This window comes from Luteolibacter rhizosphaerae (assembly GCF_025950095.1).
Taxonomy (GTDB): domain Bacteria; phylum Verrucomicrobiota; class Verrucomicrobiia; order Verrucomicrobiales; family Akkermansiaceae; genus Haloferula; species Haloferula rhizosphaerae.
This window is the reverse complement of sequence record NZ_JAPDDR010000005.1, coordinates 20,711-45,869: the sequence shown is the minus strand read 5'-3', so window position 1 is coordinate 45,869 and position 25,159 is coordinate 20,711. Positions and strand designations below refer to the sequence as shown.

Annotated in this window: 8 protein-coding genes and 1 tRNA gene; 4 read left to right on the top strand and 5 right to left on the bottom strand. The window is 63.3% G+C overall.

Annotated features, from left to right (window positions below):
* Nucleotides 1-311: 311 nt before the first annotated feature.
* On the bottom strand, nucleotides 312-9,035 hold the full coding sequence (locus OJ996_RS10540) for a Calx-beta domain-containing protein (RefSeq protein WP_264513521.1): 8,724 nt from the start codon (nucleotides 9,033-9,035) through the stop codon (nucleotides 312-314).
* 191 nt (nucleotides 9,036-9,226) lie between these two features.
* On the opposite strand from OJ996_RS10540, the gene OJ996_RS10535 reads away from it, so the two are divergent.
* Entirely contained in the window at nucleotides 9,227-11,218 is a 1,992-nt protein-coding gene (locus tag OJ996_RS10535) for a sialate O-acetylesterase (protein WP_264513520.1), read from the top strand.
* A 10-nt stretch (nucleotides 11,219-11,228) separates the two neighbouring features.
* Here OJ996_RS10535 and OJ996_RS10530 read toward each other — a convergent pair whose 3' ends face one another.
* The 3 genes from OJ996_RS10530 to OJ996_RS10520 are packed head-to-tail and all read right to left on the bottom strand — an operon-like array spanning nucleotide 11,229 to nucleotide 13,720.
* Nucleotides 11,229-11,882, bottom strand: coding sequence for a phosphoribosylanthranilate isomerase (locus OJ996_RS10530; RefSeq protein WP_264513519.1), 654 nt, complete (start codon nucleotides 11,880-11,882; stop codon nucleotides 11,229-11,231).
* Nucleotides 11,882-12,793, bottom strand: coding sequence for an alpha/beta hydrolase (locus OJ996_RS10525; RefSeq protein WP_264513518.1), 912 nt, complete (start codon nucleotides 12,791-12,793; stop codon nucleotides 11,882-11,884). Before OJ996_RS10525 ends, OJ996_RS10530 begins: the two co-directional genes overlap by 1 nt.
* 60 nt (nucleotides 12,794-12,853) lie before the next feature.
* A complete protein-coding gene (locus OJ996_RS10520) occupies nucleotides 12,854-13,720 on the bottom strand; it encodes a hypothetical protein (protein WP_264513517.1) in 867 nt (288 codons plus the stop codon).
* Between the two features lie 64 nt (nucleotides 13,721-13,784).
* Between OJ996_RS10520 and OJ996_RS10515 the strand changes: the two genes are divergently transcribed.
* The gene (locus OJ996_RS10515; RefSeq protein WP_264513516.1) at nucleotides 13,785-15,842 is read left to right on the top strand and encodes a DUF5722 domain-containing protein; all 2,058 of its coding nucleotides are present in this window, start codon (nucleotides 13,785-13,787) and stop codon (nucleotides 15,840-15,842) included.
* Nucleotides 15,843-16,097: 255 nt separating this feature from the next.
* Complete coding sequence (locus OJ996_RS10510; protein WP_264513515.1) at nucleotides 16,098-22,973, top strand: PA14 domain-containing protein; 6,876 nt, start codon at nucleotides 16,098-16,100, stop codon at nucleotides 22,971-22,973.
* A 15-nt stretch (nucleotides 22,974-22,988) separates the two neighbouring features.
* On the opposite strand, the gene OJ996_RS10505 is transcribed toward OJ996_RS10510, so the two are convergent.
* A tRNA-Thr gene (locus OJ996_RS10505) sits at nucleotides 22,989-23,064 on the bottom strand.
* Between the two features lie 223 nt (nucleotides 23,065-23,287).
* Here OJ996_RS10505 and OJ996_RS10500 point away from each other — a divergent pair.
* Entirely contained in the window at nucleotides 23,288-25,072 is a 1,785-nt protein-coding gene (locus tag OJ996_RS10500; protein ID WP_264513514.1) for a family 78 glycoside hydrolase catalytic domain, read from the top strand.
* Nucleotides 25,073-25,159: the final 87 nt, after the last annotated feature.

The following is a 25,159-nucleotide window of genomic DNA, read 5'->3' as shown; positions in this document are numbered from 1 at the left end:
CGGCAAAGGTTCGTGACGCCCCCTCCTTGCTTTGTTGTGACTCTCCGGACGCAGACTCTTGGAGCTCCGGTTCCCGAAGGAAAACGGAAGCAAAGAGGGCCACCAGCAACAAGCCGGTCAGGGTCGCGGCATTCCGCTTCATCGGGGGTGCAGTCAGCAGGGGTTGACCGGCCCGCGCATGATGCAGATTGCCAGCTTTCTAGCAAGTCTTGAAATACAGCGGCTTCCGCCCGCCCAGATAAGTCAAAATCGCGAACGACTTATGGCATTTTTTCACCCTTTCCCCCATCCGACCTGAGCATGGTAGAGTATCACGGGCTCACGCTGACGTTGGTGAATTCCGAGGTATTGAGCACCTCGCCATTCCCGCTGGCGACCGCCATGCCTGCGTAGCAGTTCTCCGGTAGGGCGGCCGTGAGGCTGCCGATCTCGATCCACGCGGTTCCGTTCGAGCTCTTGTAGGCGGTGATCCTGTCGCCGCTACGGACCAAGCGGATCCATGTGGCGGGGACCACGCCGCTGCCGCTCGTGGAGGTCGAGGTATTGCCATTGAGGCTCGTGCGACGGACCCAGCGGTAGGTGGAGTTCCCGTCGAGGCCGATGAAGACGTGGCGCGAGTTCGAGGCAAGGGTGTCCCGGATCATGATGCCTATCCGCGCACTTCCGCCGGTGCTACCCAGCTCCGTAATGCGCGCGGTGATCGAGCCATCACCGCTCATGGTCTGCCATGCGAAGTTCAGGGTATCACTGCGGCCGCTGAGACTCCCCGCACCGCTCACGGTGTAGGTGCCATTGGAATGGGTCACGGACCCGTTCGAAGGAATCGACCCGATGCTATTCGATTGCCAAGGGAGGGGCAGCTCGTCGCCTTCGATCTCGATCAGAAGTGTGGCTTGGGCCGTGGCTCCGGCCCCGTCCTTGGCCTCGACCGTGAAAGTATTCGTCCCTGAGCTACCCGCAGGCGGCGTGCCGGACAGCGATCCATCAGCTGCGATATCAAGCCAGAGAGGCCCGCCGATCTTCGCGTAGGTGAGCGAGTCTCCAGCATCGGCATCCACGGCGGTGCCGGAGAGGGACGAAGCAGTGTAGGCCTGCTCTTCGCTCCCTGTCGGACGAGCAATGGGATCGACGATGAATACCGGAGCGTCGTTCACATTCGCCACAAGCACGGTGAGCGTCACATCATCGTGCGCGTTCGACCAATCCCGCGCACGAACGGTAAAGGAGTTGATGCCCACGTCGGCGTTGCCGGGCGTGCCGGAGAGCGTGCCATCCGGAGCTACGGCGAGCCATGGAGGGCCATCCTCCTTCGAGTAGATCAAGGAGTCGCCCGCATCGATATCGGCGGCCAGCCCGGCCAAGCTGCCCGAGTAAGCGAGATCCTCCGTAGCGGCAGGACCGCTAATCGGATCCGCGGAGAAAGCGGGAGCATCGTTCACATTCGCCACCGCGATCTGGAGCACCGCTTGGTCGGAGGCGCCGGCGGTATCGCGGACTTCGATGGTGACGCTATTGGGTCCGACATCGCCATTGCCCGGGGTGCCGCTCACGCTGCCATTCGGAGCCACGTTGACCCATGGGGCACCGGAGACCTTGAAGTAAGTCAGAGTATCACCGGCATCCACGTCACTGGCGCTGCCGGCGAGGCTCATGGAGTAAGCGAGGTCCTCGGTCGCCGGGCTACCGGTCATGGGATCGGCGGCGAAGACCGGGGTGTCGTTAGTATTGAGCACCTGGATGGTCACCGTGGCGATATCGTTGAGACCCGCGGCATCCGCCACGCGGATCGAGAAGCTATTGGACCCGACATCGCTGTTCGCGGGGGTACCGCTAAGCACTCCGGAAGGAGACACGGCGAGCCAGAGCGGACCACCTAGCTTCGTGTAGGTGAGCCCGTCCCCGAAGTCAGGATCCCCGGCATCTCCCGCGAGTGAAGCGCTATAGACGGTGTCCTCGCTCGCAGCGGCCTTGGCCAGCGGATCCGAGGTGAATGCGGGCGCCCGGTTCGGCACCAGCCCATCATGGAGGCCATCGAGCTCGGCTGCGTTCAGGGCGCGCTCATAGATGCGGACATCATCGATCAGCCCATCGAAGCGCTTGTTGTTGTCGCGATGATCGTAGCCGATCGCGACAGGATGAGAGACGAGTGCCTGGGCCGTGCCAGAACCGGAGGCGGCCTGCACACCATCGATATAGATCCTGCCAGCCGTACCCTCACGCACGGCGGCGAGGTGATGCCACTGGCCGTCATTCACGGCGCCCGCCGTGGTGAGATCGAACTGATAGGCACTGTTATTGTAGATGAAGAAGTTCACCGTGCCGCTCGCATTCACATTCAGCACGTATTGTCCCTGATGACCGGTAGCCCCGGCTTCGCGTTGCTGGATCACGGTGGCCAAGGGCGAACCCGGATCAATTTTCACCCATGCAGCCAGCGTGAGATTGCCGGTGCCTGTGAGGGCGGCGGAGTTGCCGACAAGGATGCCATCATCCAAGCCGTCGAAGTTCAAGGCAGAGCCGCTGATGCCCGTGGCCCATGCCGCGCCGGAGATGGTGCCGTCCTGGGGACGGCCGGTGAAGTCATCGGCAGCGGTGCCCGTGTTATCGTCCAGCTTCCACCAGGCGCGGAGGCTGGCGTAGATGGCGGGCGGCTGCGAAGCGGAGGACTGGGGATTCGTGCCGAGGGCAAGTTCGAGACCGGTATTGAAACCATCCCCATCCGGATCGGCAGAGGGGTCCGCATCGTTAACCGTGATCGAGACGGGAGAGGAAACGACGCCTCCGCCGGAGTAGAGGGCCTTGGCAGTGATGGCGTAGGTTCCCGCGGACGCATTGCTCCAAGCAGCCTGATACGGCGGGCTGGAATCGGAACCAATCAAGGTCCCACCACGATAGAACTCGACCGCAGTGATGGTCTGCGCGCCGCCGGCAAGATTCGCGCCAACGGGGATATTCGAACCCGACTCAAAAGTTGCTCCGGCGAGGGGCGAAGCCACGACGATGGACGGAACCGCAGGAGGAGCATTGAAGTCCGCAGCCGGGGTGAAGGGAAAGAAAGCCGAGGCCGGAATGGCCACGCGGGAAATGCCCGGGCCGGACCAAGCGACGGAGAGGTGATCGCCGCCACCGCCCTCGCGCTGCTGGGCTTCGATCCAGTAAACCTTCCCTGCTTGCAGGGGTATGAGCGCCGATTTCTGGGAACCTTGCGAATCCCAAGCTTGGTAATTGGTGTAGCCATCGACCGAGGCGATCTGGACCTTGCTAGCCGAGCCACCCTCGGTGCCGAGGTAGAGGCGGCAGTCATCGTCGCCTGCAACCCAGAAGGTATAATCTCCGGTGGTAGGCGGCACCAGCAGGCCGGTGAGACGGCGGGAGTAGGTGTCCGCCACGTTTTGTGCACTGGTCAGGTTCGTGAGTGTGCCGGAGTAGTTGGTCGCAGCGCTCCAGTCCTCGTTCCAAAAGGCGGTTTCACCGGCCCAGCGGCGTTCGACCACCTTGTTTGCGGGGGCGTTGCAGACCACGTTTACCGCGCCATCACCGGTGGCTCCTAGATTGTCGGTAGCACGCACCCCGAGCTGGATGCCACCTGGATTGGGCAACGCTGCCGGGGCCAAGAGAGTAACCTGACCGCTGGCGTTGATCGCGAAGAGATTCCCCACATTACCCGCGATGATGGACCAGGACGCGATGCTGCGACCGGAAGCCGGAGTGGCGCTCGCGGTGCCGAGGACGCTACCCGCGGCGGTGGTGGAAGCCGCGCTCACATAGAGCGGGCCGACAGCGGGAGCCGCAGCGTCGAGAAGCGTGATCGTGTGAGTCGAGGGCGAAACGATCTGAGCGCCATTGGCGGAAGCCAGAGCCACCGAGAGGATCTCCGGAGTCTCTCCATTGCTATCCGCCGTGAAGGAAAGCGGAAGCAGTTTCATCTGTTCTCCCGCGGCAAAGCTGAGGGTGCCGGGTGCCAGCGTGAAATCGCTGCCGGAACTCGCGGTGCCAGCCACGGTGTAGTTCACCGTGACCGCCGAACTCCCTGCGGGGCGATCAAGCACCGCCATCAGCAAAGGCTCCCCCGCGTCGCTTTCGCGGCGGGTACTGGAGGCGGTGACGAAGCGAACCGTGCGCGGAACGACATCGGTAGCGGCACCCGCGATAGGGGTGCGGCTGAAGCCCGGTCCCGACCATGCGACGGAAAGATGATCACCGCCACCGCCCTCCTGATGCTGGGCTTCCATGTAATAGGACTGCCCGGCCACGAGATTGATGAGCGCGGATTGCTGGGAATCATTGGCCTCCCAATTCTGGAAGTCGGTGTAAGTGGCTAGGCTGGCAATCAGCACCTTGTTCGCAGCACTCGAGGTGGTGCTGAGATAGAGGCGCGAGGCATCATCCGAGGCGATCCAGAAGCGATACTGACCGGTAGCCGGCGCGACGATCTGGCCGACCAGGCGGCGAGAATAATTGTCCGCCACGTCCAAGGCCGTGGTGAAACCCGGCAGCAAGCCACTGTAGCTAGGAGTAACGCTGCTCCAAGTCTGATTGGTATAAACGGTGCCACCGCTCCAGCGTTCTTCCGTGACGAGAGGCGGAACGGCACCATCGAAGATCAACACGGAGTGCTTGTTGAGTCCGCTGGTCAGCCCGGCTTGGTTGGCGGCTCGAAGTTCCAGAACGGCGGTCTCGGATTGCTCGGAGACGCCATCGTTCTTCACGCGGATCCGGATGTTGCGCGACGTGGTGCCGGGAGCGAAGACCAGCGTGCCGCCTTTGATGATGGCATTGCCGTTGGCCGCGTCGACGAAGCTCCAGTCCACGTCATCGCCGGTCGCCACCCCGCCACCGCCGACATAGTCCACCGTTACGGTGGTTGCCGAGGCTGCCGAAAGCACGACCGGGATATCGCGGAACTCGCCATTCGCATCCGGAATCTCGCTGGTGGCCGAAGTCGAAGCCTGGAAGCCCACGCTGATCGGCAGCGTGTCATTGTCCGCGATCTCAAGGGTGGCGGAGGCAGGACGATCCAGACCATAGCCCGTCCCTGCGGCAATCGTGAGCGTGACCTTTTCGGTGCCTTCCGGCAGCGTGTCATTCACCGGGGTGAAGGTGACGACCTCGCCGAGCTGGGTATCCGGAATGACGACCGAACCGGTGAGACCGGTATAGTCGAGCCCATCGGTAGCTGTGCCGGAGAGAGTATAGTTCACCGTGAGCGCGCCGACGGTGTTGGCGCGGGCGATGTAGAACTTGCCGGTGCTACCGCCTTCCGCGGCACCCGAGTTGTAGGCAGAGACAGCCACGCGGTCGCCGCTGTCGTTGTCACGGATCGCGGCTTCGCCCACGCCGTCATTGTAGACGCGGTAGGCAGCGCCCGGAGTGATGGTGACCTTGATGGTTTCCGTCGGCTCGGGTGTTGTATCGTTGGTGACGGGAATGGTGACGGTCACGTCGTTGGTGCCATTCGCGGGCACTGAGACGGAGCCCGACATGGCGGTGTAATCGCTCCCGGAGGTCGCGGTGCCCGAGACCGTGTAGTTCACGGTGACATTTCCGCTGCCGGACCCGATGGCGCGGAAAACCACAGAGGCGCTGGACCCGCCTTCCACGCCCGCGGCTCCGGCTCGAACGGAGACCACCGGGGTGTCCGCGTTATCGGCGATCGCAAGGGTGGCCTGGAAGGCACTACCGAGGCTGTAGGCGTTGTTGAAGGTCGTAACCGCCAAGGTGACATCTTCCACCGGCTCGCCCAGATCGTCGTTGTAGGGCGTGACGACGACCGGAGCGCTGGCGGATCCGGCGGGGATCGTCGTTTCACCTGTTAGAGGAGCGTAGTCGGTGCCGTGGAAAGCACTTCCCGAAAGGCCATAGTAGACTTTCAGCGGCGCAGCGGTGCTGCCGCTGCGGGTGATGAGGAACATTCCCGAGTCCGGACCAGCTTCGGAAGCCTGGGTATCCACCGCGGCGACGGTGACGACGGGCGAATCATCGTCACTTAGTGAAACCGTGGCCGAGGTGGCAGAGCCATCGCGCAGATAAGACGCGGAAGTGTTGATGGTGGCGGTGATATCCTCCGGCGCCTCGATTACGCTGTCGTTGATCGGAACCACATTAATCGTGGCGGTGCTTTGACCGGCAGGGAAGGTCACGGTCGCGGGGAGAGAGGTGTAATCGCTACCCGCCGTGGCGCTACCGCTCCATGCCACGGAGATGTTCAGCGATGAGGTGGTGGGCCCGACGCGGCGGAACGTGAAAGTGCCATTATCCGCGGGTGACTCGAAGGCATAGGGATCGGTGGGCAGCACCGAGATCTGGGGCAGGCTGGTATCGTTATCGCCCACGGTCATGACCATCGAGTTGAGCGAGTTCGAGAGGTAGTTGCCGTTCGATGCCAACTGGAGCGCGATGGTCTCCGGTCCTTCCTGTGTCGTGTCGTTCACGGCGGCCACGCTCACGGCAAGAGACGCCGAGCCGGCGGGGATCGTGAAGCTACGGTAGGAGCCGTCCGTGGCGTAGTCCGGGTTGAAGGTGTAGTCGGTGGTGCGGGTGGCCGTGCCGCCAACGGGCGAAACGCGGACGACGAGATCCGCGCTGGTATCGCCGGTGCGGGTCAGGGTGAAGGAGCCGTTCGCACCGCCTTCCACCGGATCGGCCGTCTTTGCCAGCGTGACGAAAGTCGAGTTCCCCGCGGTCCAGTTCGCGGTGTTCGCACCACTGACCACGGTGAAAGGATTCGTGAAGGACGGGTTGAAGGTGAAGCCATTGAGAGTGGCCGTCAGGGTCGCCGAGCCGGTGGCTATGCCCGAGAGCGCGTAATTGCCGCTGCTATCGGTGTAGGCATACTTGGTGCCGTTGCTCACGCGGACGTTCGCTAGAGGCGTCGCGTTCCAAGTGATATTGCCGGTGATGGTCTGGCGGCCATGCGAGCCGACGTTGATGACGACATGCCTGCGGGCCGTGCCGCCCTTCATATCGGACACGGTGAGCATCGCGGTGACCTGCGCCGTGGTGGCGAAGCTGCGGGTCACGACCGCGGAGTTCGCGGCGGTCTGGCCGTCGTCGAAGTCCCATTCGTAGGCAAGGGCATCGCCATCCGGATCGCTCGCGGTGGCGGTGAAGGTGACACTGCCGCCGGTGCCGATGGTGGTGGCGCTGGCAGCCAAGCTCAGGGTCGGCGCCTGATTGCCCGGGAAGGGTCCGCGGAAGTAGGCGACATCCAGCGAGGGCGGTGACGATTCGTTCTTCGCGAGGACGGTAAAGTGAATATCGGCTTCGGGATCGGTGAAGGTTCGGCCGACGCGGATGCCACCATCGCCCTTGCCACCGGAGCTGCCCGGGGTGGTATCGATCAGGTGGCCGGCATTGCTGCCCATGCCGCTGTAGATGACCAGCGCCTGGTCCGCGACCTTGGCGGGATGGTATTCGAGATTGTAGCCGCGGATGCTATCCTTCGCGACGCTGAGGCCATAGCGCTTGCCTTCTTCAAGGCGGGGCTGGTCGTAGGCATGGATACGGAAGACGCCGTTGGTCTTCGGCAGATGCAGATAGGTATCCGGCAGCCAGCCGAGCGCGCGCTTGCTGACGGTATTGTAATGAGCACCGAATCCACCGCCGCCGCCCATCACGTCGAAGGAGTTGCCGTATTCCTGATTTTGGCCGTTGCCGTAGGCGGTGCCGTCGCTGGTCTGCCAGAAATTCGCGTGGCTGCGGCCGAGCGAGTGGCCGCACTCGTGGTTGATCACGTCCATGCCACCCCAGCCGAGCCAGACGCTATCTCCCCCGCCCCAGGAGGATCCGGAGCGCAGGCCGCCATTCACGCGGACGATGATGCAATTGTACTGGCTGGGATCGTAGCCGAGCTTGCGGGCCTCCGCGCGAGCTTGGCTCTGCATGGTGCCGAGGCCGTCGACCTCGGTATCCTTGGCAATGTACCAAGCGAGAGTCTGGGGAAGTACGATGAGCGGCGTAACCGTGGCCGTGGTGGTCATCTTCCCGTAGGAGCTTTCGAGGAAGAAGCGGGTGGTATTCCGCATGTCGGCCACCGCCTGGTCCTCGGTGTTCGGCGGGGCCATCTGGTCCGGGTAGGTGGCGCGGATGTAGAGGCAGCGGAAGTTTCCGATCGCGCGCGATGAAGTGCCAGGGAAGGCATCCATGAAGAAGGCGGGACCACCGGGGCCGCTCGCTTGAACGAGAGTGCGGTATCTTTCATCCAGCACCGTGACGTGAGTGCCGTTGCAAAGCGTGATGATTCGCTCACCGACCTCCACCGTGGGCGTGTCCTCGGTGACGACTTCCCCGGAAGCTACTTCCTCGGTGGTTTCGCCGGAGACCGGGCAGACGTCTTCCACCACTGTGCCCGGGGGGATCTCTTCACCGATTTCGAGAGGACGGACCGGGCTCTCCGCCACGGCGAACTCGCGATCAATGGCAACGCCGCGAAGAGGGATCTTCTTGCGCGACATGACCGGCAACATCTCGCCGGATACATGGGCTTTCAGGCTGCGGCCCGGGATCTCGAAGTAACGGAGCGGGCCGGGCACCTCTTCGCCGGGGGCAGGTCGGGCGAGATAGACGTTATAGTCTCCCGTAGCGGATACAGGCTCCTCCAAGGAATCGACGATTTCCTGCGGCAAGTCCTGGCGGATCACGCGCGAGACCGCCCGCTCGAGCGCGAGACGTGGATCGCTCGCGATGAGAGCCTTGAATTCCGGGCGGCGCGCGGCGGAGAGTTCGGCACCCTCCAGCCGCAGAGCCCGCTTCTCCACATCGTCGGCGGCAGTCCAGCGACCGAGCCAGTTGTCGAAGGCATCGATCTTCGCGAAATCCGGTTCAGGGATAGGCTCGCTCACCCATTTGCCGAAGCCGGGAGTGTCCGCGCTTTGCTCAGCAGAAGCAGTCGGCAACACGGGCGCGGGTCGCACGGAAGCAAGCGCGGATCGCGGCGCTACTTCCGGCGTGGCGGGCTTCTCGCGAAGCAGGAACAAGGGTGTAAGGGCGACAACGGAGAGAGCCGTGATCGCAAGGGTGCGACGGGACAGGGACATGGGTTTTTAGCGGGAGAGACCCTTTAAGCCGACACTTTGTCACAGTTACGGCGATAAAAACTGACAGGGCAATCAGCCTTTCCACCATGCGGTTAACAGGATCCTAAAAAATCTCAAGCAAATGAATGACAGGATTTTGGAAGCGATTCGGCGCTGGTAGAACCCGGGGTCCCTCGACGTAATGGGCGCAGATGATCTTCAAGAATCGCTCCCTGATCCTCGCCGTGGCGGCCCTGACCGCGAGCGCCACAGCGGATGTGCGGCTCCCCCATGTCTTCACGGACGGTGCGGTGCTCCAGCGCGACCGCGGCGTGCCGGTGTGGGGTCAAGCTTCGCCGGGCAAGAAGGTGACGGTGAAGTTCGCCGGGCAGGAGAAATCCGCGCAGGCCGGTGGCGACGGGAAGTGGCGTGTCGATCTCGATGCGATGCCTGCCAACGCCGAGCCTCGGGTGATCGAAGTATCCGAAGAAGGCGCCAACCAAGTGCAGGTGAAGGACGTGCTGGTCGGCGAGGTCTGGCTGGCGAGCGGCCAATCGAACATGGAGTGGTCGATCGGAGCATCCCGGAAAGAAGATCAGGACATTGCCGCCAGTGGACCGGTGCCGCTGCTGCGCTTGCTCACGGTGCCGAAGAAGGTGGCCCCCTACCGGCAGGATGATTTCGAAGGCGCGTGGAAGCCGGCGGATCCGGAGACCAGCAAGAGCTTCTCGGCCGTGGCCTACTTCTTCGGTCGTCGCCTGACCGAAGAGCTCGGCGTGCCGGTCGGCTTGATTCACAGCTCCTGGGGCGGTTCACGGATCGAGCCATGGCTCGCCGACGAAGGTCTGGCGGACATCGAAGACCTGCGCGAGATGCGCGAATTCCGCGAAGCTCGCACTCCCGGCACCGAGAAATACGACGAGGCGATGAAGCGCCACGTGGCTGCCACCCGTGGCTGGGTGGATGCCGCGGATCGCGCCTTGAACGAGAAGAAGCCGATCCCGGGCCAACCCCCTGCCCCGCCGGTGCTGCCGGTGGGATCGAACCAAGCGCTCGGCACCTATCAGGCCATGATTCATCCGGTGGTGCCCTACGGCCTGCGCGGCTTCCTGTGGTATCAGGGCGAATCGAATGTCGGGGAGGACTTGCTCTACACACTCAAGATGGAGGCGCTGATCAAAGGCTGGCGGAAGCAATTCGGCGCAGCGGAAGCCCCCTTCTACTTCGTCCAACTCGCCCCGTACAACTACGGCGATAACCGCCAAGGCGCCCTGCAGGGCCTATGGATCGCACAACAGGAAGCCCTGAAAATTCCGAAAACCGGGATGGCGGTGACGATGGACATCGGTAATCCGAAGGACATCCATCCGCGCAACAAATCGGAAGTCGGACGCCGCCTGTCGCTGTGGGCGCTGGCCGATACCTACGGCAAGGAGGGCATCGTGAAGTCGGGCCCGCTGTTCGAGAGCTTCGAAGCAGCCGGAGACTCGATCAAGGTGCGCTTGAAGAACGCTCCGACCGGACTCGCCACGCGCGACCAGCAGGCACCCAGCCATTTCGAAGTCGCGGGACCGGACTGGAATTTCAAGCCTGCCACCGCGGAGATCTCGCCGAACGAGCCGGTCATCACGCTGAAAAGCGCCGAGGTGCCGCAGCCGACCATGGCGCGCTTCGCTTGGTCGCAGATCGCCGAGCCGAACATCATGAACAAGGAAGGTCTGCCTGCCGCAGCCTTCCACACCCACTGGCCGGATGAGCCGGGCATGGGCCGCAACGTGGCGCGCCAGCGCCCCTTCACCTCCAGCGATCCGAATGCCTCCGGCTGGAACGCCGGTCTGACCGACGGCAACTGGTGGGGCGGTGCCGGCACCTGCTTCGCCACCGGCAATGCAGCAGGATTCCCGAAGCACGTGACCATCGATCTCGGCCGCCCGCGCGAAGTGCAGGCGGTGCGCTATGGCGTCCCGGGCTTCGGCTCGACCAAGACGGTGCTCATCTCCGTGAGCGAAAACGGCAAGGACTTCCAGGAAGTGGGCAAGCACGAGTTCGCCGGCAAGACCGAGGCTCGTAGCGAGCAGCGCTTCGACAAGCGGCCGGTGCGTTTCGTACGCGCTACCTTCCCGGACCACCACGAGCGCCAGGATCACTACAGCGAGAACCACTCCTTCCTGAGCGAACTGGAAGTCTACGGGCCGGTGAACTGAGAGCCGGATCTCAGCCGATACCCAGAGCGGCCATGAATTCGCGGAGCTTGGTGGCATCCAAGCTCCCATCGCTCCGCACGCTGCTGCAAAGGTCCAGGCCGAAAGGCTGCACGGCGGCGACGGCATCCGCGACATTGCCGACATTCAAGCCGCCTGCGAGAAAGAGCGGGATGCCGCATTGATCGCGGATCATCCGGCTGATCGACCAGACATGGACACGGCCAGTGCCGCCGAGTTCCTTCACCGCAAGCGTCGGGTTGCCGGAGTCGAGCAAGAGCGCATCGACATGCGGTGAAGCGGCCAGCGCTTGATCCACCGACTCCATGCCGGTGACGTGAATCACCTGCACCAATGAGACCCCGGGCAGAGCCTCGCGCAGCCGGGCGTAGGCACCCGGCTCCACCTCGTCGCAGAGTTGGATCGTGTTCGTCCGGCAATGGCGATGCTGGGCGATGATGGCCTCCGCACGGGTCTCCGAAGTGAGCAGGAAGGTAGCGATCGGCGGCGGCACGGTGGCGGCGATCTCCGCGATGAGGTCCTCTGCAATCACACCCGGCCCGCTAGGCATCGCAGCCACCAATCCGAGAGCGGAAGCACCGCAGGAGATCGCGAGCGCCGCTTCTTCACGGGAGCTGATGCAGCAGATCTTGATGCGCGGCGGCATTAGCGCGCTCCCGATTGTTGAAGAAGGAACTCGATGGCCTCGCTCCCGGTCTTCTCCGGAAGATCCCACATCACTCCGCCATGCCCGACTCCAGGCAGGAGAATGCGCTGACCTTGTCCCGGCTTGCAGGCATCGAGAATCTGCTGGGATTGCCAAGGCGGGATGGTGCTGTCGCGGTCACCGTGGACGAGAAGCAGCTTGCACTTCGTATCCTTCACGCAATCGACCGGGCGGATATTCTTGGGATCGAAGCCAGCGGTGCTATTGACCTTCGCGCGCACCACGGGAACGAGCGGTTGAAGCGTACCGCTGTAGTGATTGCGGGCTTGATGATACATCACGCCGCCAAGATCCGACATCGGCGCAAGCAGGACGGCCGCCTTCACCCTCGAAACGTGAGGAAGGGTCTGCAGCGCCACCGCGGTGCCCATCGAGTAACCCCAGATCACCTCCGGCTCCCGGCGCGGAGTGCCCTTCATGCGCCGGGCCTCCGCCATTACGCGCAGGGTGTCGTCGACTTCCTTGGTGCCGAAGGTCGCGCGCGTCCCACCGGTCTTGCCATGGCCGCGGCTATCCCATGCCACGCAGCGGAAGCCAGCGGCAGAGAGCTTGCGGGCCACGGGAAGCATCTGCTCCTTGCTGTTGCCCAGACCATGGAGCAGCCAAGCGGTGCCGACCCGCTTGGTGCCCGCCGCGGGCTCCAGGCTGTAGCCGGAGATCATGATGCCATCTTTCGCCTGCACTTCGAAGCGTTGGGGCTTCAGCTTGGTTTCGCGCTCCCAGTGTTCCGCATCCGTGGCGCGGCGAGGGACGGTGAGCAGGTCCGCGGCGCGTTTCGTGACGCAGGATGAGCTCGAAAGCGCGAGAAAGAACGCGGCCGCTGCGGGCAAAAGCGTCTTGGGCGAAGACATGCCGGAAGTCATTACCGCCGGCCCGCGCAAGACAAGGGGAAAGCGCGGGACGAAATGCCCTCAACGGCGCAGCTTTTTGAAACTCTCGCGGATCTCCGCGACGGTGCCGATCTTCAGGTGAATGCGGTAGTCGTGCTCGAAGCCGGGCACGACCGCGAGGGTCTGGATCGGGGCAAAGTAAGAGCAACCAATCCCGGCAGGCCCCGCCGCGCCTTGGTAGCGGTAGCAGGTGATGTCCTTCGTGCCGGGAAAGAAAACCCCTAGCCCCCGGCCGTCAGGACCGATGTAGGCCGCCCACTCCTCCGTGCAGCGGCGGTATTCATTTGGCCAAGCCGGAACATCCTCGGAAAGCGCGTCACCGGTCCACGGCTTCTCACCCTTGTAGTAGACCAATTTAGGCAGGGCGTAGTCGACAAACACGGCCGGGAGTTCCTGATGCGTCGCCGGATGATGCTCCTTCCCCTTATAGGTGAAGCGGAAGCGGATCGTGGCTACGTCACCGGAGAGCGTGATCCACTCTTCCATGCGGCAGTCTTCGAGCAACTGCCCCCCGGCCCAGTGAATCGGAATACCCTTCACATAGAGGCTCTCCGCGGTCTTCTTGGCCTCTAGGATCTTGGCGGGCTTGCCCTCGTAGTGGCCGCCCTGCACGGGATTCCAGCGCCAGTCCTTTTCGCCCCACTTGGTACCATCCGGCAACCCGTAGTAGGACTGCTGGACGAAGCGGCCGCGGTCGGCATGATTGAGGAGATTCGGACCGTCCGGCAGTTCGCTGAACCAGAAGATGGAACCGCCGGAGCTCATATCCACGCCGATCTTGATCCTACCGTTATCGAGGAACTCGGTCTTGGAAGCCACCGCGGGTTCTTCCGCAGGCGCCATGGGCGCGATGAACAAAGTGGCGGAGAGCAAAGGGCGTAGCGACATCCCTTCCTGAAACGGATGAAAGAACGGTTTCTTATCAGGCGTCGAAGGTGGGACAATGTTGCGGATGTCATGGAGAGTTGCGGGAATCGCGGTGGCGATGCTGGGAGCAGTCGCTACGGCGGAGCTGAGCTTGAAGCTGGAGCGCTTCGACGGGCCCGCCGCAAGCTTCCGGGAACCGGTGGCCGGGACGGTGGAGATCGAAGGCGCGATGTCCGTGCGGGCCACCCCTTCCGCGACTCCGGCCAAGGGCCCTCAAGTACTAGAGATGGAGTACTTCTGCGCCGGCGGCGTACCGAAGTTCGCGGTGCTGCCGGGCCCGCCTTTCGAGGCGAAGACGGCGAATTGGCTCCCGCCCGTGGGGCATAGCGAAGCGTGGACCTCCTATCGGGCGAGGGTGGACTTCAGCGGTGATTGGCAGCAACTGCGCCTTGATCTCCCCCTCCCCGCCGGACGGGTGCTCCAGGTGCGGAATGCGCGGCTCAGGCCGGAGCGGGCCGGAGAATTTGATCAGGTGGCCAGCTCGGCGAGAGCAGCGGACAAGGCGGTGCTGGAAGCCTATCTGGCCAAGACTTTCCCCGCACGGGTAACGCAGGTCATCGTCGGTAAGGAACAGGTCCGGGTAAGCGGCAGTGTTGTCGGGGAGAGTGGCAATCTGTTCCTCGCCGAGATCCCGATGGAGATCGTGGAAGGTGACCCGCAGGCTTGGGAAACGCTGGTCGAGGTGACAGCAAACGCCGCCGGGGAATTCTCCGCGGAGATGCCACGGCTCCGGCCAAGGGGTAGCAACCAGCACGATCGCCTACTCTCCCGCTGGCAGCTCGTCAGGAAAGAAGGAGACCGGATCACCGCGCTTTCACATGCTCGCTACGCCGACCAGATCGCCTGCCGAAGCCCGCAATTGAAGCCTGCCGAACCGCGCAGCAAAAAGGGACTGGGCGGTTGGCACCGCGGCCTGCTGCCGGATGAATTGAAGGATCTTGGAATCTCCGCGGTGACGGTGAACGTGATGATCCACTCGCTGGTAGCCCTTGAACCCGGGCCGGACACCACGCCCTTCCAATGGCAGGGCCGGACCTACCACGCCCGGGAGAAGGCACTCGAAGACTTCGACCAGACCTTTCTGGAAGCGCAGAAGCACGGCGTGATGGTTTCCGCGATCCTGTTGGTGGCGAACCCGGCGAAGGACGGCAGCCCGGTGGTGAAGAAACTCGGCCATCCGGATGCGGTGGCCGAGGGCATCTTCGCTATGCCGGACGTCACTTCCGGGGAAGGGCTCGCGCTCTACGGAGCGATCCTGAACCTGATGGCCGAACGCTGGTCGCGACCGGATGGCAAGCATGGCCGGGTCCATCATTGGATCATGCACAACGAGGTGGATGCCGGGTGGGTGTGGACGAATGCGGGGGAGAAGACGGACATCGTGTTCATGGATCTCTACCAGCGCTCGATGCGCCTGATGGACCTGATCGCGCGGCAGTATGATCCGAACAGCCGGACCTTCATCTCGCTCACCCATCACTGGGCGAACCGCGGCGAGGCCCGCTGGTATGGCTCACGGCGGCTGCTGGAACTGCTGCGGGACTTCTGCGCTGCCGAGGGGGATTTCCCGTGGGCGCTGGCCTACCATCCCTATCCGCAGAATCTCTTCAACCCGCGGGCATGGGAGGACGGGCAAGCGACCTTCAGCTTCGATAGCGAGAAGATCACCCCGAAGAACTTGGAAGTGCTGGACGCCTATATGAAGCAGCCCGCCTTCCGCTATCAAGGAAAGCTGCGGCCGGTGCACCTGTCCGAGAACGGTTTCAATTCGAAGGACTATTCCGAGAAGGAACTGGCGGATCAGGCGGCAGGCATGGCGCTGGCATGGAAGAAAATGGCAGCCCTTTCCTCGATCGAATCATGGCAATACCACAACTGGATCGACAACCGCCACGAAGGCGGGCTGAAGATCGGTCTGAGGAAATTCCCCGATGATGAGACCGAGCCTCTCGGGAAGAAGCCGATCTGGCATCTCTACCAAGCGCTCGGCACCCGGGATGAGGACAAGCTGGCCAAGCCCTACTTGGAAGTGATCGGGCTGAAGGACTGGTCGGGCGCGCTGCACCGCATGGCGGAAAATTGAGTCATGACTCGATAATGGGCAAAATCGGCTCTTAAGGACTGGGAATCCTTTCCCATTGAGGGGTCCCACTCAAACTGTATGACAACCTAGGCCGTCGACCCGGAAAAATGGCACTAAACCGGAGTGAGACGAGATGGACAAGGGGGGCGTGGAACGCTAGCTCCGCGTTGGGTTTCCAACCCTGTTTGCTTTTCACCCCCAGCCCTGCCCCGGAGTCTCCTGCATCTCCAAGGCAGCTCCCGCTCCCGCCTGCCCATGAAGAACAGCTCAAAAGTCCTCCTCGTCGCCCTTCTGTCAGGTGCCGGGCTTTCCTCTCTTAGCCTCCTGCCCCGGTATGAGGGTGAGATGACCGGGCAGCCGAAAGCGCAGCTGACCAAGAACAGACTGCCGGGTGACAAAGGCAAGGCCGTACAGGTGACGGAACCGGAACTGGACGGCGTGGAAGGCGAAGAATTGTTCCAAGCGATCGGCGGGTTCGAGAAGGGACAGGAGATCAGCCTCCCCCTCCCCGGCGGCGGGTCGAAGGTGGGCCGTCTGAACTACGTGAACCACTACCCGAACGGAGCACGGGCAACGGGCGGGGTGCTGGAAGACGGCACGGGAACTTTCGAGATCGCGGTCGAGCCATGGGGTTACCGTGGATTCATTCTCCAGAAGGAGGAGCGTGCCGCCTACGTCTACTCTAGCGGAGCCGAGGGCCAACTGCAGGTGGCGCGGCGGCCGATCGGCGAGGTGATCTGCGAACCCGAGCCGCACTGGGAGCCACTGGCGAAGGTCGAGGGACCGGACCCGGAGAAGGCGGCGATCTACAACGGTGGCCGCACGGTGGGTATCATCGGTGAGGCGATCCCGATCCTCCATAGCCTGCCACGGGCGGAAGCAGTCGTTTACCTGGACTTCGACGGCGAGGTCATCGAGGGTCACAGTTGGGAAGGTGGTGCCCGGATCGTGGCGCCGGCCTACAATCTGCCCGCAAGCGAGGTGACCGACATGTGGCGGCGCGTGGCCGAGGACTTCGCGCCCTTCGAGGTGAACGTGACCACGGACCTGCAGGCCTACCTGCGCGCACCGCAGGGCCTGCGGATCCGCTGCATCACCACGACGAACAACTTCGCCTCGGCCGGCGGCGTGGCCTTCAACAACACCTTCCGCGAATCCGGCGAACCGGTGTGCTGGAACTTCTATCGCGGCAACGGCGGCGCGGTGGTGATCTCGCACGAGGTCGGCCACACCTTCGGCCTGCATCACGACGACACCACCACGCAGGGCTACTATGGCGGCCACGGTAGCGGCGCGATGTCCTGGGGCCCGATCATGGGTGCCCCCTATAGCCAGAACATCTGCCAATGGAGCAAGGGCGACTATGTGAACGCCGCCCAGCAGCAGGATGACCTCCTGCAGATCGGTGCGGCGGTGGCCCGGCGGGTGGATGACCATTCTCCCTACGCGCTCGATGCCACGCCGCTGGTGATCGCGGCGGGTGGTGCAGCATCCGGCAATGGCGTGATCGCAAGCCCGGATGATGTCGATGCCTTTACCTTTCAAACCGGAGGCGGCAACCTGAACCTCCAGTTCAACGGTGCGCCTAACAGCCCGAACCTGGACATCGAGGCGAAGCTTTACAACGCCGCCGGAACCCTAGTCGCCACGGCGAGCCCGGCGAACCAACTGAGCGCCACGCTCACCGCGAGCCTCGCCAGCGGCAGCTATACCGTGACGGTGGACGGGGTCGGCAACGGGACTTGGGCCAGCAATGGCTACGACGACTACGGCTCGCTGGGTGAATACACGATCAGCGGCACGGTCCCCTCGCCCGGCTGGAAATTCCGGGTGGCGGCGAATGCGCTGAACGGCACCGTACTGGGCACGATTTCTCCCGGCGCGACCGGCTACTCCATCGTGGCGGGAAACACCGGCACCGCCTTCTCGATCCAAAGCGGAACCGGTGTGCTCAGCGTGGCAAATGCGGCAGCACTGACGGGCACCTTCAACCTCACGGTAAACTCCAGTGCCGGCTCTCTGCCCGTGCAAATCCGTGTGGGCCCCTTGCGCGGGGCGAAGCACGAGATCTGGACCGGCCTCGGCGGTGGCGACCTCGGCGGTCTCACCGGTAACGCAAACTACCCTAACAGCCCGAACCTCACCCGCCATGCCGGCAGCCTGCAAGGGTGCTACCAAGGCGACAACTACGGCCAGAAATTCAGCGGCTACCTGCTGCCCGCCGAATCCGGCAATCACGTCTTCTGGACCACGGCGGACGACTTCTGCGAGCTCTGGCTCTCCACGGATGCCAACCCGAACAACAAGGTCCGCGTAGCCTACAATACGGGGAACACCGCGGCAGACAATTGGACCGCACAAGGAAACCAGCAGTCCGCTCCGATCTCTTTGGTGGCCGGGCAGCGCTACTACATCGAGTTCATCCATCGCGAGAACGGCGGCGGCGATCATGCGAGCGTGGCATGGCAGACGCCGACCCAAAATCGCCGCCTGATCGGCACGGAGTATCTGGAATACCCGGGCACCATGCCGAACCGCGCTCCTTGGCTGACGAACATGACTTTCCGCGTGCGCGACGACGCAACCACGGGCACGGTGGTCGGCACGCTGCAGGCGGGCGACTTTGAGCCCGGGTCGGTGCTCTCCGCCTTCACCATCACCGGCGGTAACACCGGCAATGCCTTCGCCCTGAATGCCAGCACCGGCGTGCTCACGGTGAGTGGCGCGCTCTCCTTCGCCACGCTACCGAAGTATCTCCTGGATTTGCGCGTGACCGACAGCGGCGGTCTGCAACGCACCGCTCAGCTCGCGGTGGAAGTGGAACCGCGGGCGGTGAAGCGTGAGTTGTGGACGGGGATCGGCGGAAACGACGTGGTGAACCTCACCAGTCATGCCAACTTTCCTAACAGCCCGAACGCCACGAATTACCAAGCCTTCTTCGAGACCCCGACGAACTTCGCGGACAACTACGGACAGCGTCTGACCGGCTACATCCGTGCTCCGGAGACCGGCAGCTACACCTTCTGGGTCGCCTCGGATGACGATAGCGAGCTGTGGCTGTCCACCACGACGAATGCCGCGAACAAGGTGCGGATCGCCTACGTGGATGGTTCCACTGGCTCACGCGAGTGGGGCAAGTTCCCCTCGCAGCGCTCGGCGAACATCAATCTCGTCGGCGGGCAATTCTACTATGTCGAGGTGCTGCAGAAGGAAGGCGTCGGAGGGGACAATCTGGCGGTGTCATGGTCCGGTCCGGACTTTGGCCAAGTGATCCTCGGTGCGCCGCATGTGACGCAGCAGTTCTACAATCACTCGGCACCGGTCATCAGCGATCGGACCGTTACCGTCTTCGACCGCGAGACCTCGGTAACCACCGTGACCGCGACGGATTGGAGCGATCCGGGTGTGACCTTTGTTTATAGCATTACCGGCGGCAATGCGGACGGAGCCTTCACCATCGATCCGAACACCGGTGTGATCACCGCGACGGGAGCGATGCCGCTCGGCACCCGGGTGCTGACGATTACGGTGACCGAGGTGGGCCCGATTCCCTTGGCGACCACGATCAACCTGACGGTGAACGTGGTCAGGCCCGGCCTGAAGCGCGAGGTCTGGACCGGCCTGCCGGGAGGCCAGGCACTCAGCGGCCTGACCAACTGGCTCTATTTCCCTTACTCCCCGGACCTCACCGGCTACACCCATAATTTCAAGGCACCCACCGGCTATGGCGAAAACTATGGCCAGCGCCTGAGCGGCTACGTGATCCCGCCGGAAACCGGAAACTACACCTTCTGGATCGCCTCCGACGATGCAGGCCAGCTCTCGCTCTCCAGCGATGCGAATCCGGCGAACAGGAAAGTGATCGGCACGGTGAACGGGTCCGTGGGCGAAGAGCAATGGACCGCACAAGGCAACCAGCAGTCCGCCGTGATCCCGCTGGTGGCCGGGCAGCGCTACTACATCGAAGCGTTACAGAAGGAAGGCAACGGCGGCGACCATCTGGCGGTGGCCTGGCAGGGACCGAACTTCGGGCGGACCGTGATCTCCGGGAATCATCTGGAATATCCGGACCTGATGCGCCCGACGCTGCGGCGCGAAGTCTGGAACACCGCGAACCCGGTGGCTTGGACCAGAAATCCGGCAACCAATCTGATGGATTGGGTGAACACGATCTATGCCGAGGGCTTTGAAGCCACCGGTGCGCTATCGGGCAATGCGACCGAAACCGGAGCCGGCACCTGGGGTGCATCCACCGGCTGGGCGCGTAACAACGGCGTCGGGTCGAAGGCCGCGAATGGCGACGCGCTCGCCCTGCTGCCCTTCACTCCCGCGGCCGGCAAGGTCTACACGCTCAGCTTGGAGATCGATCCGACCAACAATCCCGGCTCGACCGATTGGTTCTCGCTCGGCTTCCTGAATCAGCCCGCGAGCAATGCGGCCCTCTATCTGCAATCCTCGGTGTTCCCGAATTACGGCGGCCCCTGGATGCTGGTTCGGGCCAACGGAAACACATCCGGGAACACGGTGCAGGCCTTCTCGAACGGCACCAGCAATCCTCAGAACTCGAATCCGGTGATCAGCGCGGTGGGCACCTACGACACCATTGCGGTAGTGCTCGATACCCGCGGGACGAATTGGATCTCCCGCTACTACGTGAATGGTAGCCAGCGCGCCGCGCACACGCACACGTCAAACCCGACGATCCAGTCCGTCGGTTTCAGCGGCTTCGCCACCGCGAAGGGCAATGTGCGGAACTTCCGTCTCTCGACGAATGACAATCCGGCGCCGGGCAGCGGCGACTTCGATGGCACGCTGATGGCGTTCAAGGGCCCCATCGATTCGGCGGAGAATTTCTCGCAGCGCCTGAGCGGCTTCATCGTGCCGCAGGTTACCGGGTCCTACACCTTCTGGCTGGCTTCCGATGATGACGGCGAGTTGCTGATCTCCACCGACGAGAGCCCTGCGAACCTGAGCAAGATCGCTTCCGTGAACGGCTACGTGAACCCGGAGGCATGGGATGCGCAGCCCTCCCAGCAATCCGCCGCGCGGACGCTGGTGGAAGGCAGGCGCTACTATGTCGAGGTGAGACACCGGGACGGTTCCTTCGGTGATCACGTGGCGGTGGCGTGGCAGGGCCCGGGCATCGCACGACAGATTGTCGCGAACCAGTATCTGGAACACCCCTCTGCACCGGCAGACCGCTCGCTTCTGAAGCGCGAGGTTTGGAACGGGATCACCGGCAATAACATCAGCGACCTCACCGGTGCTGCCACCTACCCGGCCGCTCCGAGTGTCAGCGGTACCCTGGCTGCGAACGCAGGCCTACGCGCCGCCACCGGTGCAGGCGACAACTACGGACAACGCGTTTCCGGCTACCTCGTCGCGCCGGATAGCGGTCGCTACACCTTCTGGATCGCATCCGACGACGGCGGCGAGCTCTGGCTTTCGACTGACGAGAATCCGGCGAACCGGGTACGACTCGCATTCGTGAGCAACTCGGTGGGCGAGATGGCTTGGGATAGCCAGGCTTCACAGAAGTCGGTGCCGGTCGCGCTTGAGGCAGGTCGGCGCTACTACATCGAATTGCTCCACAAAGAAGGCGCCGGTGGCGACTACCTAGCCGCGGCGTGGCAGGGTCCCGGCTTTGCGCGACGGGTGATCCCGAACCAGTTCCTGGAGCATCCGCTGGTGATTCCGGGCAAGGCGTCGATCCGCCGGGAGGTCTGGCTCAATCTGGCCGGCGAACAGGTCACGAATCTCACCTCGGCGCCTCCTTTCGTGGCGGGCACGCCGGGTGCGCGCGGGCGGCTGAATACGTTCGAAACGCCCGAGAACCATGGTGACACCTATGGCCAGCGTTTGGCGGCGCGTTTGGTTGCTCCGGAGTCCGGTGTTTTCAAGTTCTGGATCGCCGGGGATGACAGCACCGAGCTCTGGCTCTCCACTGACAGCAATCCCGCAAACCGGATCCGGATCGCTTACTCGACCGGCTTCACGAATTTCCGCGAGTGGACGAAGTTCCCCACGCAGGAGTCCGCAGGCATCTCGCTCGTCGCGGGAAATACCTATCACATCGAGGCGCTGCACAAGGAGGGATCCTCGCTCGATCACCTCTCGGTGGCCTGGCAGGGACCGTCGTTCTCGCGCCAAGTGCTGGATGGGCGCTGCCTCGACTATCCGGGAACGCCACCTGCCTCCCCCGCCCTCAAGCGCGAGCTGTGGACCGGCATTGGAGGAGAGAGCATCAGCGACCTCACGAATCTGGGGACCTACCCGAACTCGCCCAACCAGACGCTCACGCTCGACAGCTTCGCCGCGCCCTTCAACTGGGGTAATAACTACGGCCAGAAAATCAGCGGCTACCTGATCGCACCGCGCAGTGGCGACTATACCTTCTGGATCGCGAGCGATGACGATGGCGAACTCTGGCTCTCCACGACGGGTGATCCCGCCGCCAAGACCCGGATCGCCTACGCCGATGCCGCCACCGGCTTCGAGAACTGGACCAACAACGCCAGCCAAACCTCCGCGACCATCACACTGACCGCGGGCCAGCGCTGCTACATCGAAGCGCTGCAGAAGGAAGGCGGCGGCGACGACTATCTCTCCGTGGCATGGCAAGGGCCGGGCTTCAGCCGCCAGATCATCCGCAAGGACTTCCTCGAATACCCGGGCCTGCCCCTGGGCGAGACTCAAGGCGGATCACCGATCGCCCCGCCTGCGGTCGATCCGGGTTATACCTTCTGGCTGAACTACCTCGGTCTGTCCGGAAACGACCGCTTGGCGAATGCCGACCCGGATCTCGACGGGATCGTGAACAGCATGGAGTTCGTGCTCGGCGGCAAGCCTTCCGGCCCCGACGCCATCTCGACCACACTGCTGCCTCAGGTCACGCTGGAACCGGCGTGGGTGAACTTCGTCTTCCGCCGCGCGGATGTGGCCTCCACCGTCGGGGCCTACGTGCAATACAGTACCACTCCGGGCAACTGGGTGCGCGCGGAGAACGGTGTGGGCAATGTCCAGATCACCACGGTGGACGATGGATTTGGCGCTGGCATGGATCGGGTGACCGTGCGCATTCCGCGAACCGGGAGCCGGATGTTCGTCCGTCTCAACTCGAACATGCCGTGACGGAGAGATCCCACATGGAGCCGGCTACCAGACTCGAACTGGTGACCTGATGATTACAAATCAACTGCTCTACCAACTGAGCTAAGCCGGCGACACCTGATGTGGGTTCCCGCGGTGGCATGGCCGCCGCGGGCGCAGGGATGTAGCGCGGTCTGCCGCACTGCGAAAGCCTTAATTTCTCAACCCGGCAGGGAGGCCTTGCCCCCCTTTTCGTTGGAGATCCGATTTCTCGCTCACCTCCGGTGGTTTTCGCGGGTTTGATGCATGAAATTCCATCGCCTCCCTTGCCTTGGGAGGCTTGGACCGGCTACTCCATGTCCGTTGAACCCATGCGCCTCCTCTGCTACCTCCTGCTCTCGGTATCGCTCGCATCCGCCTACGAGCGCAGTCCCGTGGTCGTGGCAACGGATTCACCGGAGCGCTCCGATAAAGTCGGCGAAGGGCATTGGTTCCTCGATTTCGGAGAGGCCGCCTTCGGCACAATCGAGATTACCTCGCCCGAAACCCGCGGCGGCAAGGTCACCCTTCACATGGGCGAGATGCTATCGGCAGACGGCAAGCTTGAGCGCAAACCGGGCGGCACCGTGCGCTACCAGAAGCACGAGCTGGCGCTGCGCCCGCGCACGCCGGTCCGTCCTGCTCTAACATGGAGCCCGCCCGGCTGGATGAAAGAGGGCTTCCTGAGTTTGCCGAAGGGCTGCCCCGAAGTGATGCCCTTCCGCTACATCGAGATCGAGGGCGCGCCCGCAAGCTTCTCCCCGGACCAAGTGCGCCGCGTCTCCTGGAGCGTGCCTTTCGATGAAGACGCGTCCGCTTTCGAATCCTCCAGTCCGGAACTCGACGCCGTGTGGAAGCTCTGCAAATACTCCATCAAGGCCACCAGCTTCATGGGCCTCTACGTCGATGGCGACCGCGAACGGAAGCCCTACGAAGCGGACGTGCTGATCAACCAGCTCTCCCACTATTGCGTGGACGCGCATTACGACACCGCACGACTGAGCCACGAATATCTGTTAGAGAAACCGACCTGGCCCACCGAATGGCGCCTGCAATCGGTGATCCTCGCTTGGCACGACTTCCTCTGGTCGGGTGACGACCGTTCGCTCCGCAAGCACTATGCCACGCTCAAGGGCCGGGCCATGATCGAACGCCGGACCAAGGACGGCCTCTTCCTCGGCTGGAACGACGGCGAGCCGAAGGACATCATCGACTGGCCTGCCAACGAACGCGACGGCTACGACATGAAGCCGCCGGTCAAGACGGTCGTCACCGCCTTCCACTACCGGGCCCTCGTGCTGCTGGAAAAAATCGCCACACATCTCGGAAAAACCGCTGATGCCCGTGAGTTCGCCGCGCTAGCCGAGCAGACGAAGAACGCGGTGAACGACCAACTCTGGGATGAAGCACGCGGCTGCTACCGCGACGGCCTTGATCCGAAGAGCGGCCAGACCAGCAACCACGCCTCCGCTCACGCAAACTTCTTTCCGCTGGCTCTCGGACTCGTTCCGGAGGATCGCGTTGGCCGCGTGACCCAACACGTGAAGCAGCGCGGCATGGCCTGCAGCGTCTATGGCGCACAGTTTCTCCTCGATGCCCTCTACGATGCCGGAGAAGCGGGGCATGCCCTCTCCCTCCTGACCTCCCGCTCCCAGCGCTCCTGGCTGAACATGTCGGAGAAGCTCGGCTCCACCATGACGCTCGAAGCGTGGGACCCCGCACTGAAGCCGAACCTCGATTGGAACCACGCCTGGGGTGCCGCACCCGCGAACATCATCGCACGACAGCTGATGGGCATTGAGCCGATCGAACCGGGCTTCAAGCGTTTCCGTGTGCGTCCGCAAACCGCCTCGCTGGAGAGAGCCAAGATCAAGCTCCCCACGCCGAAAGGTGCGATCACTTTGCAGACACAAGGCAGCGAAGCCGCCTCATGGCGTGCAACACTCTCCGTTCCCGCGGGGACCAGTGCTGAGTTCCAAGTGCCCTTCAGCGGTGACTTCATCGCGGAAGGCGAAGGCAAGCCCGTCGAACTCCCAGCGAAGAACGGTCGTGCCATTCTTCTTTTGGAAGCCGGAAACTGGGTGATCAAAGCCCGCCGCTAACAGCTTCCCCATTAAGGGGGAGAGAGGGGAAATAGGATTGAGGAGCAGTGGCATTCGGGGGCTTATCCTGCCCCATTCCGCGATCAC

Excerpts from the sequence above, each read along its gene's own strand:
- OJ996_RS10525 (WP_264513518.1), bottom strand. The coding sequence starts at position 12,793 with ATGTCTTCGCCCAAGACGCTTTTGCCCGCAGCGGCCGCGTTCTTTCTC.
- OJ996_RS10500 (WP_264513514.1), top strand. The coding sequence starts at position 23,288 with ATGTCCGTTGAACCCATGCGCCTCCTCTGCTACCTCCTGCTCTCGGTA.
- OJ996_RS10520 (WP_264513517.1), bottom strand. The coding sequence starts at position 13,720 with ATGTCGCTACGCCCTTTGCTCTCCGCCACTTTGTTCATCGCGCCCATG.
- OJ996_RS10530 (WP_264513519.1), bottom strand. The coding sequence starts at position 11,882 with ATGCCGCCGCGCATCAAGATCTGCTGCATCAGCTCCCGTGAAGAAGCG.
- OJ996_RS10515 (WP_264513516.1), top strand. The coding sequence starts at position 13,785 with ATGTCATGGAGAGTTGCGGGAATCGCGGTGGCGATGCTGGGAGCAGTC.
- OJ996_RS10535 (WP_264513520.1), top strand. The coding sequence starts at position 9,227 with ATGATCTTCAAGAATCGCTCCCTGATCCTCGCCGTGGCGGCCCTGACC.
- OJ996_RS10540 (WP_264513521.1), bottom strand. The coding sequence starts at position 9,035 with ATGTCCCTGTCCCGTCGCACCCTTGCGATCACGGCTCTCTCCGTTGTC.
- OJ996_RS10510 (WP_264513515.1), top strand. The coding sequence starts at position 16,098 with ATGAAGAACAGCTCAAAAGTCCTCCTCGTCGCCCTTCTGTCAGGTGCC.